We start from the raw sequence: 18,579 nt of genomic DNA on the forward strand, positions 1-18,579 counted from the left end.
GCCCTGTGGTGCCTTCACCGAACCCACGCCTGGAACCAACAACCAGTAGTGAGCGCACCCATGAACAAGATTCCCCATCCTGAACAAAACCAATACAAGATTTCAGAAAATCGAATACCACCACTGCCAGGAAATAGAATCTACTAAAATAACCAAAATGTGGGTCTCAGGTGCTATATTCCTCTGAAGTGACACCTAGACCCACACGTTATTTATCCATACTTGGTATGACTAACGCCTATTCTCCATATCATCGGGGCTTACCATCTGGGCTAGTATAGGTGCCCCGCCCAGAATCACGTATCCACGCCCTTGAGTTAGGGCCACTGGTGAACGGCGTGGCAAATTTGTAGAGAATAAGTCGCCATCATAATCGGTATTCGGCTGCAAGAGCATACCAGTACGCGATTTACGCAGTATTTTCGTCCAGTGGGAATACATGGTGCGCAATTCGCCTGGCTTACCTGAAGCGATCACTCGTACAAGTGGTAAATCACTCTCGAGGAGATTGGTAATAGCATTATCACTATCCTCAATCCGCTCAGCATCATCAATTAAGACTAGGACAGGAGTATTTGACATGCGGGCATCAGTAACCAAGGCAGAAATATCTTCAGCATTTGTTGCCATACGATCAAACTGACGATGCATCAATGGCGAGCGCCTGCCGCAAACCACCCAAATTTGCGGAATTTCCAAACCGTTATCTCCATGGAAGTTCCGCTCACGGAGGTCTTTCATCGAGTCGGCAATAGCCTGAAGCAGGGTCGATTTGCCGGAACGCGGTGATCCGCCGATAAGCGCGTGTTCGCCTTCGTAGAGTTCCAAAAATATGGGTTTTAGATCATGTTCCGCGACACCCACCGGTATGGTCCAACAATCATGGTTAATAGAAGGTTGAGCACCCAACTGAGAGAGCGAAATTTGTGAAGGTAGATGCCCAATAACGTCTGGTTTGTTATTGGAACCCCAATACTGCACTACCCGCTCGACGGCTAAGTCAGTGCCAACTGCGGGGATAGCTATCTGCATTTGGCGGATAGTAGCACTATCAACACACCTACCAGGTACAGCAGCAGGAATATCAGTACCTTTAATTTTATATCCAGAATAATCATAGGGATCCGCTAGATGGAAGAGCCAGCGTTGTAATGAAATATCGTCAATAGCCGAAGGGATACCCTTCACACGGCTACTGGTGATAACAAAATGCATTCCCAAAGCTGGTCCATCAGCATAAATACGATAGAAAGCACTGAGATAGTCGGTACCAGAGTAGTCTGTAAACTCATCCCTCAGGGTGCCGAAACCATCAACAAGAATGATAAGTTTGCGGTTACCTACAGGATTAGAACGGCGCCGTTCCAACTCATTCATGAGGTGCCGCAGGAATCGTGTTTGCTTCTCCTTAGCGCCTTCACCGGGGCCTACATAGGAATTTACATGCGGTAAGTTCTGTAATGGCGCTAAAGTACCTGCCCCCATATCAAGGATGAGCATATCGAATTGATCCGGAGAAGTATTCAGACACAGCGTTAAGGCTAAGGATATAAGCGTAGTACTAGTACCGCTACCGGGTGCCCCCAAGAGAAGCAGATTACTGCGGTTTATATTCCAGCCTTGTGAGATTTGACGCTGTTCTTCGGGGATATCAGCCAAAGCACAGAACACAGTGTCCCCTTCTAACATTCCCACCAGCGGGGTGTCGTTATCTGCTGGAGCACTTTCGTCAATCCCGTAAAGGGGCTTCTCGAATCCGTTCAACGGCAGGTTATCGCCGAGCGCTTCGGGCCAGACTTTGCGCGGCGGGGCATAGTGCTGCTCGTGGTTGGCTTCGACGATAGCGTCGATCAGGTTGTCGAGGTCGTTCGCATCGGTCTTCTTTGGTTTCGGCAGGGCACGCGGTGCCGAGGGAATGCCAAAAACGCTCGTCGAACGCATTTCGATGGGGTCTCGTTCGACAACGCCGCTGTACCCGGTTACCAGCGCGGTCTGAATGGGGGTGATGTCGGTTTGCCCCAGTTTAATGTAGGCGCGGCCCATCTGCGAGCGCTCGATGGATGCGGCGTCCGGCACCTCAATCACGTTGGAGGAGTCTTCTTTGGACTGCACGCGCAGCGCAACACGCAGGTTGGTGTTCGCCAGGATATCGTTGTTCACCACGCCAGCGGGCCGCTGGGTTGCCAGGATCATGTGCACACCGAGGGTACGGCCCACGGCACCGATACTCACGAGTGAGGTGAGCACATCGGGGAAGTCCTTGGCGAGCATGGCGAACTCGTCGATAACGAGGAGCAGGCGCGGCATGGGTTCTGGCGGGTTGGTGGCGTGGTATTCGATGATGTTGTCGACGCCTTCCCCCACGGAGGCGAAGAGTCGCTGCCGCCTCTCCATTTCGGCTTCGAGGCTGATCAGCGCACGGTTTGCGAGCTGTTCATCGAGGTTACTGATGGTGCCGATGGTGTGCGGCAGCCGTTCACAGGCTTTGAACGCCGCGCCGCCCTTGAAGTCGATCAGAATGAAGTTGAGGCGCGTGGGGTCGTTATGGGCCGCCAGACCGGCGACGAGGGATCGCAGGAATTCACTCTTACCCGAACCCGTGGTACCGCCGACAAGACCGTGCGGACCGTCTTTGACGAGGTCGAGGGTGTACACGCCTTGGTCCCCAACGCCGATTTCGGTGCTGTATCCGGTGGATTTCTGCCAGGTGTTAATAATCTTTTGGGCGGTGGGCGGCGTGCCGATGCCGGTGAGTTCGGGCAGGCGCACCAGCCCGGGCAGACCCGCACCGGGGATGATGAGCTCGGGGTCGTCGAACTGCGCAAGCTGGTGGGCAGTAATTGTCGCATCCTCTAGCGATATACCACCGATAATAATGTCTTCAATAACGCGCCGTTTTTCAGGCTCAGTAAATGTTGCGGCAGCATCTTCACCGACGTCAATAACCACAGTACACGAAGCAGGAAGCTGCTCTTCGGACGAGGCAATCACGATACCAAACGCTTTATGCACTACCTTATCGCGGCTGGACTGGCGGTGCGGGTTTTCACCCCGACCGTACCCTAAGAGTTTACGGGCTGGGGCATCACGGCCTTCAGTGAGTACCTCAGAGTCGATCACCAGCATCAGGCCGGGGGTTAGCAGCCCGTCGATGCTTTGCTGCAGGTTTTTGAGCATAGCGTTGGAGTGCTCGTAATCCTGCGAAATCCATCGGCCACCCGTGGAAGATCCGCTCTGTCGGGTATGCGGCAGCCACGAGGTCCACGACCATTCGTCTTCTTTTCCGCGGTCGAAGAAGACGCCTAGGGTGAGGTCAGCGGGTCCGCAGTGAGTCACGGACTGCATCACGAGGCTGCGCGCTAGGGCAAGGGCACCCTCCCGATTACCTACAATTCCAATAACACCAGCATCAGAAATATCAGCGATAATAGGAGCACCACGTAGCTTCGAGTTATCTAAGAGTTTTTTGACCTCTTTTTCTTGCTCTACAGATGAATGATCTTCTGACTCAGGTATCCACTGGTAATCTCCATATCCAATATGCAGGCTCAAGAAGTCATATGAGGAAAAACGCCGTTGCCAAAGCTCAGTACTGGGCAGATGAACACGACGCATCACACTAGCTGGATCAGGTGCTTGGTCGTGCAGCCTTACCCGTTCATATTTATAGCTGCCTTCAAGATCTTCTTTTAGTTTCTCAACTTCCTGCGCAAAACGATTTTCTTCTTCTTGCTTTTCGCGCTTAAAACGCCATTTTTGTTCTATCCACAATGCTAAAGCAGCAACCGGGCTGAGAAAAGCAAAGAAAGCAAACCGTATGTCGCCCAAAAGAGAAACCATTGCAATCGCAAACACAAGCGGACTCAGCACGGTCGCGTAGCTAAATTTAGATGGTTTTGAAACCTGTTTACGTTTGGGAAGTTTAAGAGGGGTTGCAGCAGGCAACATACCTGGACGTGGTGGGCGGTTAAAGGGAGAGGTACGCACTGGGGTCAGATTTGGGAGCACGCCTGGTTTTGGGGCGGGGTTCTCCACTAATTGCGGACGTACTAATAGGACAGCTCCACCCGTGTATATCACCGATAAGTCCGTAACCTCGAAACCTTCTTCAGGAACCTTTACCCCATTTACTAAAGTTCCATTTGTGGAGCCAGCATCGGTGACTTTGACCCCTTCTTCCAAGAGTTCAAGGCGACAATGTTCCCAAGAAGCGCTGTCGGTAGGTAAGACAATATCAGCTTTGGGAGAGCGTCCTACAATCATTGGGCGTTCGTGAGGTAATGGCACTACAACACCAGAGTTAAGACCGCCAGCAAGGGTTACATTCCAACCTTGTACTGGTTGCGCTGAAGGTAACGGTTGGTGACTAATTACGCTCCCCTCAAGAAGAACTACAGCCCCTAGTTGGGTGCCGCCATATACAGGCTGAGAATCGATGTAGAGGGGGTAGTCTAGTTCAAAATAAGGTCCTCCGGCGGCAAGAATGAGACTACTCAGCGTGGTGTTCTCCTGCCACGAATCGAGTTCGATACTTTTCTGAAAAGATTCGAGGGATATTTGGATTCGCATACTGTTCCTTTGACGATCTCACAGCCCTGTACAAGACGGCATCTTATATTCTTTATTTGGAATATATACTAGTCAATTGCTATTCATTGTAGGTTTCCGTTCGAGTTCCACGCTCTGCAAACCAGACGATGCGCGGTTCCTGATCGTTGCTCGGCTCGGGTCGCAGCCCCAAGCTCTGCTCCGTAGCATGAAGTGTCTGCACGGGCGCAGTCGTTGGGTTTTCATGAGTGAAATCAAGTGCGTCGCCCGCAATTGCCTGAGCGGCATCGAGCCTCATACTCTCCAGCACGCGGGTGACTGCCTCCGGCTTGCGTTCGTGAACCTTATCGATCGCATAGGCGAACGCCAGCACCGCGTTGTGGGAGCGCGCATCCGCATAGGGGGCGGCAGATTTGAAGGCTTGGTCATCCTGCAGGGTCATGTAGGATGAATCCTGACCCATAACACGCACCGCTTCGAGGAAGGCGGCGAGCCCCCGCCCGGGGTCATCGGACTGCAAAGCCAAAGAGTCTGACATGTTGTACCCGACGGTCGTCAGGTTTGCCGAGACCGTGCCACCCTCAGCCACAAGGGTTCGCGCGAAAATGGGCGATACGGCTTGCGGGCTCAAAAGAATCTGAGCCGTCACCCCGGCGTATTGCAGCTCTTTGACGATTTTGGCCTGGCGAATTGCCGAGCCCGAAACGAAGATATTCGCCGAAGCCCCGTAGCTCTGGGACTCTTTCTTGACGTCTTGCGCCAGCTCACGCACATCGGTATCGCGGTCGTACGCATGTTTGGCGGCAACCTGCGGAATCTTCACCTCAGTATCCTTGGGCGCTATCACAATACTCTGGGTACTCGGCTGCGAAGCCTGCATATACGCCTGCGAAAGCTGCTCGGGGGTGGGGGCCAGGCTCCAGACTCCGCGCCCGGTATCTACGCTGTCGTAGACCTCAATCACCGGGATGCTGCTCTCACGTGCCGCACTCGTCGCACCCTTAATATGCTCACCCGAGGAAGAAATAATAATCCCCTGAACACCCTCAGATTTGAGTTTTTCGACGGCATCACGAGCCCCGTCAGGGGTTCCCTTATCGTTAGCGACCGTCAGCTGAACGGGGGTTTTACCAAGATCCAGACGATGCGCGGCCACCGCAGCACCCTGGGCAGGGAGCACCCATTCGGAGCCTTCCGCATCCTCGCCGTAGGTCATAATAATCCCGATCTTGGCGTCGCGATTATTGTTGTTCGGCAGCGTAATTTCCTGCGGAACAACGGGGGCTATCGCCTCGGTATCGCCGGGTGCGCGCAGGGGCCGAATATCCGGTCGCAGCAGATGAGCTGCCACCACAATAACCAACAACAAGACCCCCAGAAGGGCACCCCAGCCAATGATGGTCAGGGGTACCCTTCGGGAGGTTTGTTCTTCCTCAAGCTGAGGCTCTGGGGTCACGCTACATGTCCCCAATGTGGAAGGTGTAAACCACCTTCACTTCGGCCTTACCACCGTCAGGCAGGTGGAAGGAGGGCAGGGACTTGAGCTTCTCCAAGGACGCCTTGAACTGTGCCTGCCGCAGCTGCACGGCCGCAATATCCTCGGCACGAACGCTGGTGTAACCCTGCGCGTTCTGTGAGGCAAGCGCCAGCTGGAAGTCGGCGGCACCAGCTTTCGCGGCGTTCGTCTTCAACGCGCCCAGCAGACCCGAACCATCGACTCGGCTATCGCCCAGGTCAAGGATAACCTTGTTGAGGTCGTCGGCAAGAAGCACGGATGCACCCGCCAGGTCGCGGCTGGCGTTTCCGGTGCGCGCATCCAGCTGCTCCAGGGAGCTCTGGGTGACCCCATCCAGGGATGCCTTGAGGTTCTCAACCTTACCGGCAATGTCACGGCGCTGCGCCTCCAGAGAGTTACCGGCATCGCGCACGATTACGTTCGAGGCTTCCGCCAGACCGTAGATCGAGCTGGTGAAGGAATTCTGAATGGAATCGGCACCTGCCGAACCCTGAGCCGATACCTGGCGGATCTCCTGCGAAATCAGGTTGTTGATGTTCTTGCTGGTTTCGTCAGCAGAGTCCTTGAACGCATTCTTGAGGGCTTCCGAAAGTTCGGAGTGCTGGCTGGAAAGTTCATCCAGGTTCTTACCCAATTCATCGGATGCGCTAGTCAGCGACTTGAGCTTTTCATCCAGGGAGTTCGGGTCGTTCTGGCGATCATCACGATCACGGTTCTGGTCGTCACCTTCGCCCGCATATGCCTTCTCAACCGAGCTGAGCGCGGAGTCCAGGGAGTTCACCTGGTCGGAGAATCCCTTGGCGTTCTGCGCCAGAGGGGTGGTCGGGTTCTGCAGATCGGTTTCCTTGATAACCTCGTCCCAAGCGCGTGCCTGGTTGTTCAGGCGCTCGTCCATAGCCTGCCCGTAACCTTCGGGTGCCTGGAGCTTGTCGGCAGCAAATCGATGCGCTGCCGGGACTACGGGGGTGCCGCCCTGGTTAGCGTTGTTCCCGTTTTGGTTATTGTTCGGGGTGTTCTGGTTCTGACCGTTTTGATCGTTTTGACCGTTCTGACCATTCTCAGTCGGGTCGTTCTGCGGGGTTACCTGCGCACCGCCCTGGCCATTCTGATCGTTCTGACCATTCTGGTTGTTATTGGGGGTGTTCTGGTTATTATCCTGATGACCCTGGTTCTGGTCGTTCTGGTTACCGTTGTTCCCGTTTTGGTTATTGTTCGGGGTGTTCTGATCGCCTTGGTTCTGGTTATTCTGATCGCGCTGCGGGGTTCTCGGGGTCTCACCGCAAGGCGTAGAAGTCAGGTAGGAGCGCAGGCGGTCTACTTCCTCTTGCGAGAGCTTGCCGCCGTTTTCTACCGAGAGCTTGCAGAGTTCGTTAGCGATATCTTCGTTCTGCTGGTCTATAGAGTTCGAGTTTCCGCTCACGTCGTTGCGCGCCGCCACGGCCTTGCTGTGCAGGCTGTTGAGCGCCTTGGTGAGCTCATCCGAGGTTTTCTTGAGCTCATCTACCGACCGGCGGCTAGACTTGAGCGATTCCGTGACGTCACCGTTCTGCTGGTGGTCTCGAATGGCTTTCTTGCCTTCATCGCTCTGCAGGTACTTCGTCAGGTTGTCTACCTCGCCGCGCAGGGCACGGTAGTTCTTGTTGGCACCCTTGAGGTACTCAGGCTGCAGCTCGTTCACAAGCTTCTCACCATTAGCGACGAGGCCAATCAGGCTTGCCTGCGAGGTGACCGAAGCACCGTACAGGGAGCAGGTGACCGAAGAACCATCACGGCAGACCTCAGGGCTGGGGTTATCCGGCCCGATGGTCTGGCGCAGAGAGTCCGTGAGGGCATGCTGGCAGTCGCCACTGGCATCGGCATAGTTGTTGAGAATCTGGGAAAGCTGCACGAGGTTGCCGTATACGCTCGATCCGCCTCCGGCTGCACCGCGATCGACGGTGCATGACCCGTTTTGATGCGAAACCGAGACATTCGGAACCTGCGAGGTATCACCCAGCAGGGTATCCATCGTGTTCACGGTGCTTTCCAGCTGGCTGATGAGCTGGTTCTTGTTACCGTCGGCAGTCTTGGCAAGGTCATCCTTGAGGGACTGAATTTGCCCGTCAAGCTCCGCCATACGCTTGGTCAGGCTCTCGCTGTTAGCCTGGAGGTTTTTCGCGGCATCCTGACCCAGGGTGTCCGAGGTGTTGTCCAGGCTGGAGCGCAGTTCGTTCACCTGCGAGCTGGCGCTGGTAATCGTCGAATCGACGTTGTTCACCAAGTCGATAGTGCGCTGAAGCATCGCAACCTGGTTGGCGTCGTTCTTATTGAAGCTGTTGTTGAGCACGCTCTCACCCGAAAGGTCAGAGGCGAACCCCGGCTGAACCGCGATATCGAAATCGGGTGCCTTGAAGTCCTGCGCATTCACCTTCAGCGTGAACGATGTGCTTGCCCCGGAGGTCGGAGGCGCCAGGATCGCACCCCACTGCACATTCGCCTTGCCGTCCCCGGTCGTGCTGATCACGCCGTTGGTTGCGCTGTCGTCCGTCTTATCGCCGGAGGTAATGATCTGGTTGGATTTCACGTTATCGAGTGAAACCGACCCGGCTACCGTAAACGGAACACCGACGAGCGCCTGGTTGGTGCGCTTGGTGCCGCCCGCATCGTAGCTTACCTCTTGGGACTTGAGCGTAAGGTTTTCGACGGTGACCTTAATAGTCAGCTCGCCGGAGTACCCGTTCAGGTCTTTCAGGTTTGTACCGGTGCCTTTGGAGCTCTGGTACTGGGTGCTGACGCGCACCGGGACGTCGTTAATAACGTCTTTGACCTTGAAGTTGATGGTCTTGCTGGAGCTCTTGTGCTCTTGTTCATTGACATAGATATTGTTGGTGTCAATAGCAGAAACGTTACCGTTGCTCGCAAGTTTAAGATTCACGTTCTGCAGCACGTGCGTGGGGTTTTGCACCTGCTGTTCGCTCTGCTGGGTCGTCTGCCCGGGCGAGGTAGGATCACTATTCTGCTGGTCTGACGAGGAGCATGCCGCAAGGAGCAAACTGCCAATGACCCCGATGGTTAAAGGCACCCGCACACAGCGGCTCTTCCACGTCAGCCGTGATTCTGACGCGTCGAAGCGTGTAGACATATGGCACTCCGGAAGGTGGCTGATTTTATGGACAGTAATGTTGCATCGTATGTGTGTGGCGTTGAGTAAACCGTTCGAGGCAACTTAAAGGTATTCTACCGCGCCATGAGTAGAATGTGCGGGAAATATGCCAATCTTAACGCTCTGTCGCACGATCAACAGATGTTCAATTACCGTGATGTAATACTGAAAGCGTTACTTTGCAGATTTGTGAAGTTACCCACCTGAACGTTGAGCTTGCACTGGGGAGCAACCGATAGGGCCGTCACATTTTTCTGATCCGCTGAAATCGACAGGTGACCGGAGCATCCGTCTGTGAAGGCGATATCGCCCGTGTCCGGCGCCAGCGAGGTAATGGCCTGGGAGGGGGTGCCGGTCTGCGGCAGCTTCATGAGCGGGTTCAGGTCATCCTTGCCGCTGGGCCACACCGGCAGCAGGGTAACCGGTACCGCCGACTGGTTAACCACGCGGTTGGGCACCTGCACCTCAATCTTCTGGATGCGCTGAATGGGGTACGAAGCCGACTTCACGTCCGGGTCGCTAATGGCGGTCTGGGTCTTCTTGGTGATCTCCCCCAGCCATTTTTCGAGGCTCTTCTGATCGGGAATATCGATATCGATCTTGGCGCTCATGGTTACGGCAGAGTTCGCCGGAATCTTAAGGTTACTCACATTCCAGGCGCATTTCGTATCCAGCCCGGTAATGGCGGCCTGGTTTTTGCGGATCTCCTCGGCCTCACTCGCCTGGTTCCACGTGGTTTGCGGGCAGGAATCGGTGCTCAGCCCGGGAATGACCTGCAGAATATCGCCGTGCAGCCCGGATTTTTGCGTCGAGTACTCAAATTTCACGGTCGCCGTATGAGAAGACGGGTCATAGTCGGCCTCCAGGCGGGTGCCTAAGCCGCTCGGCAGGGGCGAATTCGTGCCTGAGGATGCGGTCCAATGCTCTTTTGGACCCTCTTGCTTCTTCTCACCGGAACTATTGATAAAGACGAAAACGCACGCGCAGATAAGCGCCAAAATACCTAATATCGACCCCCACACGAGCGGGCGTTTGAGCTGTGAGGCAACCGTTCTCGGCTGCTCATTCTCAAATTCTTCGTCGATTTCTTCCTCTTCGACAACCGGCGCCTCGGTCACCGGGCGGATAATCGTCTGATGTGAGGCTTCACCCAGTTCGGGTACTTGGGTGCTGTAGTTATCCGACGCGGCTTGAGCGGGTGCCTGCTCGCCGCCGCGAATAACCGTGCGCTGACGACCACCGGTGCTCTGATTTTCTGAGGCACGTTCCTCATACTCGAACCGGTCGGCATCCTGGTATTTCTTGCGCAGAGCCCGAACCTGCGCCACAGCCTGCGCGGCCTGCGGGCGGTTCTTGGGCGATAGGCTCATAAGACTCTCAAGGACGGTGCGCACATCCTCGGGAAGGTGATCGCTGATCTGAACGGCAGAATCCGCATCCACCAGCGGAACGGCGCCGACCAGAAGCTCGTGCAGCATAACACCGGCGGAATAAATATCGGCTGAGGAATCCGAGCTTCCATAGGCTTTACGCTCGGGCGACATGTAGGCGGGCGTACCGTAAAAACCCTGGCTCTCCGTCTGCCCCATGAGCGTGGCGATACCGAAGTCGGCAACCCGCACCTGCTCCACGAGGGCATCACCGTAATGCCCCGATAAAAGCACGTTATCGGGCTTAATATCTAGGTGCAGAACCCCGGAACGATGCGCGTATTCCAGCGCCAAAAGCACGCGCTCAACAATGCCGAAGGCCTCGCCAGGCAGCAGGTTCTTCTGCTTCTGCAAAAACTCGCGCACGCTTCCGCCATGCTGGTATTCCATGACGATCGCCAGGTTATCGCCCTCAACCACCATGTCTTCGATCGGCACGATGTACTGGTGGTGCAGCTGCGAAAGCACGGTGCGTTCGCGCACGAACCGCTCAAGAAATTCGCTGTCTTTGTGGTATTCGGGCTTGAGGAATTTAGCAGCATACAGCGCCCATGAGCCTTTACGTGATACCGCCCAGACGGTGCCGACCGTGCCGGAACCTACCGCGCAAATGAGCGTGAAGGCGGATCCTAGCGGCGCTCCTTCGCGCATGCCGGTTATTGCATCGTCCACGGTTGCTCCTCACGCTCTAGTGCTCGGGTAGGTCTCACGGCTATACCTAGTGTAACCGGCGCATCCGCAAGATTCAGCCTTTTGCTCACGGTCAGCGGGGATTTTAAGGGGGTATAAAACGGATGGCGCTCCCGCTGCTCTACCCGCCAAAACCCTTGCTCAACACGCTCTTAAACGGTTATGACCTCACCGTTTTTGTGAAAACGGTGAGGTCATAAGGTGTAATGCGTGTTCGGTGTCTTACGCCGCGGCTACTTTTGCCGACGACGGATCACCAAAACAGCACCAGTGCCCAGAAGCGCAACACCCGCGATTACCACGGGAATCACGGCAAATCCGGTATGCGCCAGCGCATTCGAGCCCGCGGATGCACCGCCAGCAGACCCTTGAACCACACCGGATGCACCCGAATCTGAACCGCCCGATACGCCGTTCCCTGACGATCCGGTGACCGTGCCGTTCTCTGTAGTTGCACCAACCTGGGTACCCGCCCTCTGGGCTGTTCCCGGGTTCGCCGCTTGCTCAGAACCTTGCGGGTTCGTGCCCTCTGTACCGTTCTGCGGGGCTGCCGAGGCATCCTGCGGTTCGGTCGGGTTGTGCGGATGCGCCGCATCCGCCGAGGCATCCGGAACGCGCACGGCGCCCTGAGGGGTGCCCACCCGTGCCGAGGAGTCTTGCCCGGCATTCTGGTCGGAGGATGAACCGTCGTTTGTGCCCTTGCCCGACTCTGACGCTGTGGTAAAGGAGCATGCGTTGCTTGCCTCATTCCCGACGGCAACGGCAAGCTGCTGGACTTTACTTGTGATCTCAGTACCGTCTTTGAGTTTTGCGGTGTACTGAACGTCAAACATGTAATGCCCAGGCTCGGTAAACACCCAGTTGGCGTGCGCGTGGGTTGCGTAGTCGATCGATATACTATGTTGATTTTTGGTCGAATCCAGCAGAACCTCGGGGCCGGTCAACGACTCAGTGAAGACGCCGAATCGCGCGCCCTTCGGCATGCTGCGAGGAACAACATGCAGGGTTACGCCGCCGTCGAGTCTGCTGTAGTCCACATCCTGGGTGCTGTACCCGGGCCAGGGCAGCCCGCGCATCTGGGTTTGCGGAAGCCCGTAAAACGCGGTTCCGACCGGTCCAATAAAGTCGAGTTTGGGCGAGTTCATGTGCTCGTTGCGGCTGCGGCGGGCACGATCACTAACGGTCCACACCACGGTATCCAGCGGGCGCACCACCGAGTCCGCATCTATGAGTCCGCTATCGTCTTTGAGCCCCAGTTCCAGCCGGTTATCACGCAGTTGTGCTTGAAGGTCCAGGTGCCCGTCGCCGATTTTATAGCGGCCGTCGATCTTGCCCGCCTCGCAGGTTGGCATGGGGGCGGGCGCCTTCGGTGCGGGGTTTTGCGTGTTTTGTGCATCCCCATCTCGTGAGGGAGTCGGGCTTGCGCTCGGCTGCTCGGGAGCCGCCGGGGCGGGGGATGCACTGGGCGGCGCATCGTTGGGGTCGGGACCGCTCGGGTCAGCGGAGGGGCTTGACTGGGGTTCCGGGGTGTGTGAGTCGCCCGGCTGGGGGTTTGCGGCGGGCGCATCCGCACCCAGTGTTCCCGTGGCGCTGTAATCGCCGCCGCGCTGATAATTCTGGGTGAGTTTCACCTGTGAAGTGCGGGCATTCATATCGGGATGCGGCAGCACTTTCACGATAAGTTCGCTGTTCTCAAAGTAGCTGTCTTCTCGGTAGGTGAAGCGCGCTACCCCGTTGTCGATCGTGGTTTCTATATCGAATTTTGGGTATTCGTAGTCGTTGGGGGCGTAGAACCCGCCCCGGATAAACCCGCGAACGTTAGGGTCGGCGAAGGTCACCTCAAGCGTGCGGTACCCTTCCTGCGTGGAGGGCACGGTGCGTACGGTGTAGTCGCCGCTGGCGGGGGTGTATTGAGCGGTAGGAAGCACGGTATTGCGCCCATCGGGCTCTTCAACGGGCCAGTCTCCAGTGCCGTCGTCGCTGTATACGCTCTCGGCGTGCCCGGGTTCATAGGCGAGCTTATGCGAAATCCATCGCGCGCCCTCGTTCCCGCTTGGGGTGAAGACAGCCTGCAGATGCGAGGATTCGCCGCCCATCATCTCGCTCCAGGTGGCGGTGCCGTTTTTTACCTCAAGGTCGGTGAGGAAGTACCCGTTGTTGTAGAGGGTGAGCGTTCCGCTGAGGTTTTTATCGGCTGCGGTGAAGGTGATGTCGCTGAGTTTATCGTCGGCATCCTTGTTCTTCGCGGGGTCGGGATCGAGCTTGTGGGGTGCCACGGAAAGCACGTATTTGGCGGAGTCCAGGTTCCCGACGGGTGCAGCATTGTAGCGGTCAATGGTCGGTACCGCGTTCGGGGTTCCGTCACCGAGAATGGGTTTACGCCCACCCACCTGCCACACGAGTTTTTGCGGCGGGGATTGAATGATTGATCCGTCCGTGCCGCGCGCTACCGTGCGATAGGTCACCACATAACGCCCGGGTCGTGTGAAGGTTGTGGTGTTATGCGTGTGGCTTCCTTTGCTGAGCAGCCAGGAGTGCCACCCGGTACTTGTGCTCGATAGGATGCGGTTCACATCCGCAGGTCCTTCATCGGGGTTGTAGCGAAAAAGCTCCATGCGGCCGGGACCTTCGACCGAGAGAATATCGGTCGCGTAAATGCCGTCGCGGAATTTTTCAGTAGGGATTTTGACGGATGAACCCAGCCCCGCCCAGATAGGATCGTGATTGCCCCAGGTCAGGGTGGGTGCCATGTAGAGAGTCTGCCCGGGTTCGCCCAGAAAACGCAGATTGGGTGAATCAGTGAGGGTCAGAGTGTATTGGGATGCACCGTTGCGACCATCCCATCCCTTCCCCACCCAGTTGACGGTCTTGTCGAGGTCGTAGAGATCGGCACCGGTCTTATAGGGGTTTGCTTCGTTTTTGAGTGCGAAACCGCCGTTTTCCCAGTAGGTTTTCGGGGCATCAACATGGCCCTGAGTAGTAATAATGCGCCCGTCGTCGGGTCCCGCATGCGCGGGGAGCATAGGCGATGCGCCAGCGAGAGCCAGCAGAGCTACTGCGGAAATACGAGCAAGGGATGCACTCAGCGCACGACGATGTGTGTATTTCGTGTACATGACAACCTTTCTCATTTTGCATACACAGCCTATCACTAATTGAGAATAATTGTCATAATCAAAATAGATATGTATAGTGATTCTCATAATCACACGCGCCGATGCGTCGTGAACTCACACACCACACCGTCGTTGGAGGAAAACTATGCGCAGATCCGCCCCGCAAACCCCGCCGCGAGAACAACGCGGTCGCAAAACATTTACCATCATCGGAACCACCGCCCTGGGATGCACACTAGCCCTCTCCCCCGCGCTGCCCGCGTTCAACACGGCACCGGCGGCACTCGCACACGAAGAACATGGCGCAGGTGCAGCACAGGCAGAACCGCGCAGTTACACCGGGAATTACATTGTGCGCGGCGTGCATACCGAACTGCTCAATGCAGAGCTTCACGACGGAAAACTCACCCTAAACTCCAAGGCCGAAACGCAGGATGGTGAAGGTCTTTTCAACCCCTCCACCACCGTTTTCAATCTGCCCGCCAACGATCAATCCCAAACCCGCGTAGCCGCCGGATACGATTTCATCGCCCCCGAAGGCACCCCCATTTGGTACATTCCGCAGAAGCATACCGATGGGCTTCTCTACCCTGGCTTCAGTGCCGAGAACATTCCGCAGGGCGCTCTGAAAAACAATAAAATCACGGTTGAACTCGTCAAAAGCGAGGTTCCCGAAGGTGCACGCGCCGAGGTTTTTCAGGAGAATCTGTCCGGGGCATCGCGCATGTTCAGCACGGCGGATCGGTTAGCACCCTACGAGCTTGAGGCGGGTTCTCATGTACATGCCGCATGGGCGTTTACCGCCGCCGGAACCTACCGGTTCACTTTCCGCACGAGCGCCGAGCTCGCGGACGGCACGCAGGTTCACGCTGAGGCGACCTACACCGTTGTGGTGGGCGAAGTTCCGCAGGATATTTTCGAGCAGGGGCATCGGGAACAAAACCCGCAGGGCTCCGCCGAATCAGCTGCCGCTCCGCCGCAGCATGAGGAGGGCGGTGAGCAGGCGCATCGGGATGCCGCCCCGAATGAGCGCTCATCAGAGGGAGATCATGGCGCGGGTAATTCCCGCGCGCAGCATCAGGTGATCGAGCCCGCGCATCAGGAGTCGTCGAGTGTGGAAGCCGCCCCGGCTCAGCCTGAATCTTCAGCGGATGCGGCGCCCAACCCCCAGATTGCAACGGGTGATGCCCCCGCGCCCGATGCGCCCGCCCCGGCACCGCAACAAGCCGGTCAGAATGCAGGTGCACCGAACCACACGGTTAACGGGTCAAATGCCCAGAATGTTACCGCGCCGACCGTCCGGGGTGCGGGTTCTGGCGGTTCAGGGGCTTCGGGCAATACCGCGCCGTCTTCGGGTTCTCGCGGCGGGTCTTATCCCGGAACCGAATCCGAGAAGTGCATTCCGACCGAGGTTGTCGTTAAGGATTCCGTGCAGTCACGAAGCACCCAAAGTCCGGCAAATATTCCCGGCACTCTGCCGATGGTAACGACTGCGGATCATGCCGCGGCGGATCGCGCTACCGAGGGGCATTTTGACGTTGGTCCGGTCTTGAACGGTTCCACGTTGAGTTCTGCCGTCAAAGATGATCGGTTCAGCCCACCTAAACATGTGTCACCCGGCTCTTTAGAGTTCGTCCTCGGCGATGCTGCGAAGCTGAAATTCCCGGCGGGCATGGAAGATATTGCCCCCGCGGGAAGTACCGTGCACATGATTGGTGCTACCCAGCAGGCGGGCGTGCCGTGGCTGGGGTGGAGTACCCAGGATCCCGAACTTCTCAAACAGGCCGATGGACCGGTCACCATGAGTTTGAAGGGATTCGACGGCCCCGGCTCAATGTCGGTGTTCCTCTCGGGCAACTTCGGATCCGCCGGGCAAAAAGTCTTCGATTCCCGCGGCGGCTCATTTCAGGTTCCACTGAATACGCACCAACACAGCAACTGGGTGTTTACCGCTGAGGGCCGCTACCGGGTGACGATCGGTTGGCAGGTGCATCTGAAGAACGGGCAGACCGTCGAGAGCACATCGACCCTGAACTTTACGGTGGGCAATGCCGATAATCCGGCAAACCCCGAGCCCGCGCATCATGAGAAGAACGCGCCTGAGAACGCCGAAAACTCGACCACTCATAAACCTGCCGAACAGCAATCCCAGCGGGGCACCGTGGATGCGGCCAGCGGTATTGTCACGAAGCCGGACGGCACGAAGGTGCGCATTGTCGGCAAGACCGCCTCGGGCAAGGACTGCGCCCTCACCAACCAGGAGCTTAAGGATGCGCAGCAATCGGCTGCCGCCGGGAAGCTCGCCAACACCGGGGCTGGGTTTAATCCGTTTATGGTCAGCACCTCTGTGCTTGCCGTCGCGCTGGGAGGCATGATCGTATACACCGTGCGCCGTCGGCACCGCCATGAGCTCTAGAGGTTCACGCCGTCAGTCTTGTACACCGAAGCGCTCACTCGCACTTCCGCTCAGCCGCCGCGCTTTCCTGGGTTTTCTGCCCGTTTGCGCGGCGTTGAGCGCCTGCACCGCACAGAATACGTCCTCGGGTTTTGATGCCGACGGGCGTCTTCAGGTGGTGGCGACAACCCCGATTTTGGCGGATGTGGCGCGTGCTGTTGGCGGCGAGCGTGCTCGGGTACACGCCCTCATTCCCAATGGTGCAGACCCGCATTCCTATGAGCCGAGCCTGCGGGATGTGCGCGATGTCGCCTACGCGCGGCTGGCGTTCACCAACGGTCTGCTGCTGGAACAGCGCAAAATGGTGGCGATGGTGAGCTCTAACCTGCCGCAGGGTTCGGCGCAGGTGGCGGTTGCCGAGAGGATTGAGCAGTACGGCGGCAAACTTGAACCCGTGGTAGAGGATGCCTCGCTGGATTCTATCTGGTTGGGGCTGCGCGTTGAGGACGCCGAGTCTTCGGGCGCATCCGCCAGTCATTCCGCTGAGTCGCCCTCAGATTCGGATGCTTCGGTCGCGTTTTCGGTTACCCGTGTGAAGGGTCCCGGGCAGGTTGCGGCGTTTATTACACAGACCTTCGGCGCGGTCGAGATGATGTGCGATTCTCAGGCGCGCGGCACGCAGGAATCCACACAGGATGGTGTGAGGGTGCGCACCGGCGATATGGGGTCGCTGGAGCTTCCGCTGCAGGCGCATACGCATCTTTCGTGGGCTTTTGCGGATGCCGGTGTGTACGAACTTGATGTTCTGGCAACGCCCCGCAACGCGCCCGAGGGGGTGCGGCAGGCGCAGGGGACACTGCACGTTGTGGTGGGTGAGGATCCTGCCGAGGCCGCCTCTCGTCTGGGCGCAAATACGACCGTTTTAACCTCTGGACATGCGGATATAGCCGTTCAGGCATATACGGGACGGCTTGTGATTCGCGCCGATAGCGGCGGGAAAGTCACCGAACACAACCTGGCTCGCACGATCATTGCGGTTCCTTCGCGCACTCTGCAGGAGGTTCCTGCGGGCGGCCAGTACGGGTTCTTGAGGGGGTCTTCGCGCGAGCATCGGGGGCAGGTGTATTTGCTGGCGCAGGCGGTGCTCGGCAAACATGTGCACGGCGAGATAGACCCGCATATATGGCATTCGGTGCCAAATATGAAGGCGGCCGCGCAGGTCATGCGTGATGCTCTCGCCGAGACTGACCCGCCCGGAACCAGCCTTTATGCGGCGAATACCGAGCGTGTTATGCGCGAGCTCGATGAGCTGGACTGGGAGATTCGCGGCATCTATGCGTCTTTGCCCGAAGCCTCAAAAAACCTGATTACCACCCATGACGGGTACCGCTACCTGGCGAGTACTTATGGGCTGACGGTGGCGGGGTTCGTGACGCCGGTGGCGGGCAGTGAGCCGAGCATCCAACAGCGGCAGCGGCTGCAGCGCACTATCAGGGATTTGCGTGTACCGGCTATATTCCTCGATCGGAATACTCGCACACGAAGCCCAGTTTTGCGTGAGGTCGCCCATGAAAACGGGGTTCAGGTGGGTACCTTATATTCCGATTCGCTCGATGATGAGGCACCCCATTATGCAGACATGATGCGTGCTAATGCACATACTATCCAGCGAGCGGTTGGGCGGTGAAGTCGTATTCTCGTCCATAGCCACATATGCATATACATCCATCAACGTTGAGGAA

At 57.1% G+C, this 18,579-nt stretch carries 7 protein-coding genes; 2 read left to right on the top strand and 5 right to left on the bottom strand.

All coding sequences use genetic code 11. The features are described 5' to 3' along the window. Positions 1 to 231 precede the first annotated feature (231 nt). From HMPREF2609_RS06225 to HMPREF2609_RS06245, 5 genes are all read right to left on the bottom strand, one after another. Complete coding sequence (locus HMPREF2609_RS06225) at positions 232 to 4,569, bottom strand: FtsK/SpoIIIE domain-containing protein (protein ID WP_070535809.1); 4,338 nt, start codon at positions 4,567 to 4,569, stop codon at positions 232 to 234. Positions 4,570 to 4,648: 79 nt separating this feature from the next. After that, a complete protein-coding gene (locus tag HMPREF2609_RS06230; RefSeq protein WP_070535812.1) occupies positions 4,649 to 6,004 on the bottom strand; it encodes an ABC transporter substrate-binding protein in 1,356 nt (451 codons plus the stop codon). Between the two features lies 1 nt (position 6,005). Continuing rightward, positions 6,006 to 9,185, bottom strand: a complete 3,180-nt coding sequence (locus HMPREF2609_RS06235; protein ID WP_070535815.1) for a 1,4-beta-xylanase — start codon at positions 9,183 to 9,185, stop codon at positions 6,006 to 6,008. A 170-nt stretch (positions 9,186 to 9,355) separates the two neighbouring features. Then, positions 9,356 to 11,308, bottom strand: coding sequence for a serine/threonine-protein kinase (locus HMPREF2609_RS06240; RefSeq protein ID WP_246825601.1), 1,953 nt, complete (start codon positions 11,306 to 11,308; stop codon positions 9,356 to 9,358). A 251-nt stretch (positions 11,309 to 11,559) separates the two neighbouring features. Continuing rightward, positions 11,560 to 14,442, bottom strand: coding sequence for a choice-of-anchor M domain-containing protein (locus tag HMPREF2609_RS06245; RefSeq protein ID WP_246825602.1), 2,883 nt, complete (start codon positions 14,440 to 14,442; stop codon positions 11,560 to 11,562). Positions 14,443 to 14,587: 145 nt separating this feature from the next. Between HMPREF2609_RS06245 and HMPREF2609_RS06250 the strand changes: the two genes are divergently transcribed. Together HMPREF2609_RS06250 and HMPREF2609_RS06255 are read left to right on the top strand one after the other, a co-directional pair. Further along, the gene (locus tag HMPREF2609_RS06250) at positions 14,588 to 16,858 is read left to right on the top strand and encodes a TIGR03773 family transporter-associated surface protein (protein WP_070535821.1); all 2,271 of its coding nucleotides are present in this window, start codon (positions 14,588 to 14,590) and stop codon (positions 16,856 to 16,858) included. Continuing rightward, positions 16,848 to 18,524, top strand: coding sequence for an anchored repeat ABC transporter, substrate-binding protein (locus HMPREF2609_RS06255; RefSeq protein WP_070535824.1), 1,677 nt, complete (start codon positions 16,848 to 16,850; stop codon positions 18,522 to 18,524). The genes HMPREF2609_RS06250 and HMPREF2609_RS06255 overlap by 11 nt, the downstream gene beginning before the upstream one ends. The last annotated feature ends 55 nt before the right edge of the window (positions 18,525 to 18,579 follow it).

Source organism: Rothia sp. HMSC058E10 (assembly GCF_001809415.1).
GTDB lineage: Bacteria > Actinomycetota > Actinomycetes > Actinomycetales > Micrococcaceae > Rothia > Rothia dentocariosa.

Bases quoted from the DNA above. Each gene is read 5' to 3' on its own strand.
- HMPREF2609_RS06245 (WP_246825602.1), bottom strand. From the start codon at position 14,442: ATGTACACGAAATACACACATCGTCGTGCGCTGAGTGCATCCCTTGCT.
- HMPREF2609_RS06235 (WP_070535815.1), bottom strand. From the start codon at position 9,185: ATGTCTACACGCTTCGACGCGTCAGAATCACGGCTGACGTGGAAGAGC.
- HMPREF2609_RS06255 (WP_070535824.1), top strand. From the start codon at position 16,848: ATGAGCTCTAGAGGTTCACGCCGTCAGTCTTGTACACCGAAGCGCTCA.
- HMPREF2609_RS06225 (WP_070535809.1), bottom strand. From the start codon at position 4,569: ATGCGAATCCAAATATCCCTCGAATCTTTTCAGAAAAGTATCGAACTC.
- HMPREF2609_RS06250 (WP_070535821.1), top strand. From the start codon at position 14,588: ATGCGCAGATCCGCCCCGCAAACCCCGCCGCGAGAACAACGCGGTCGC.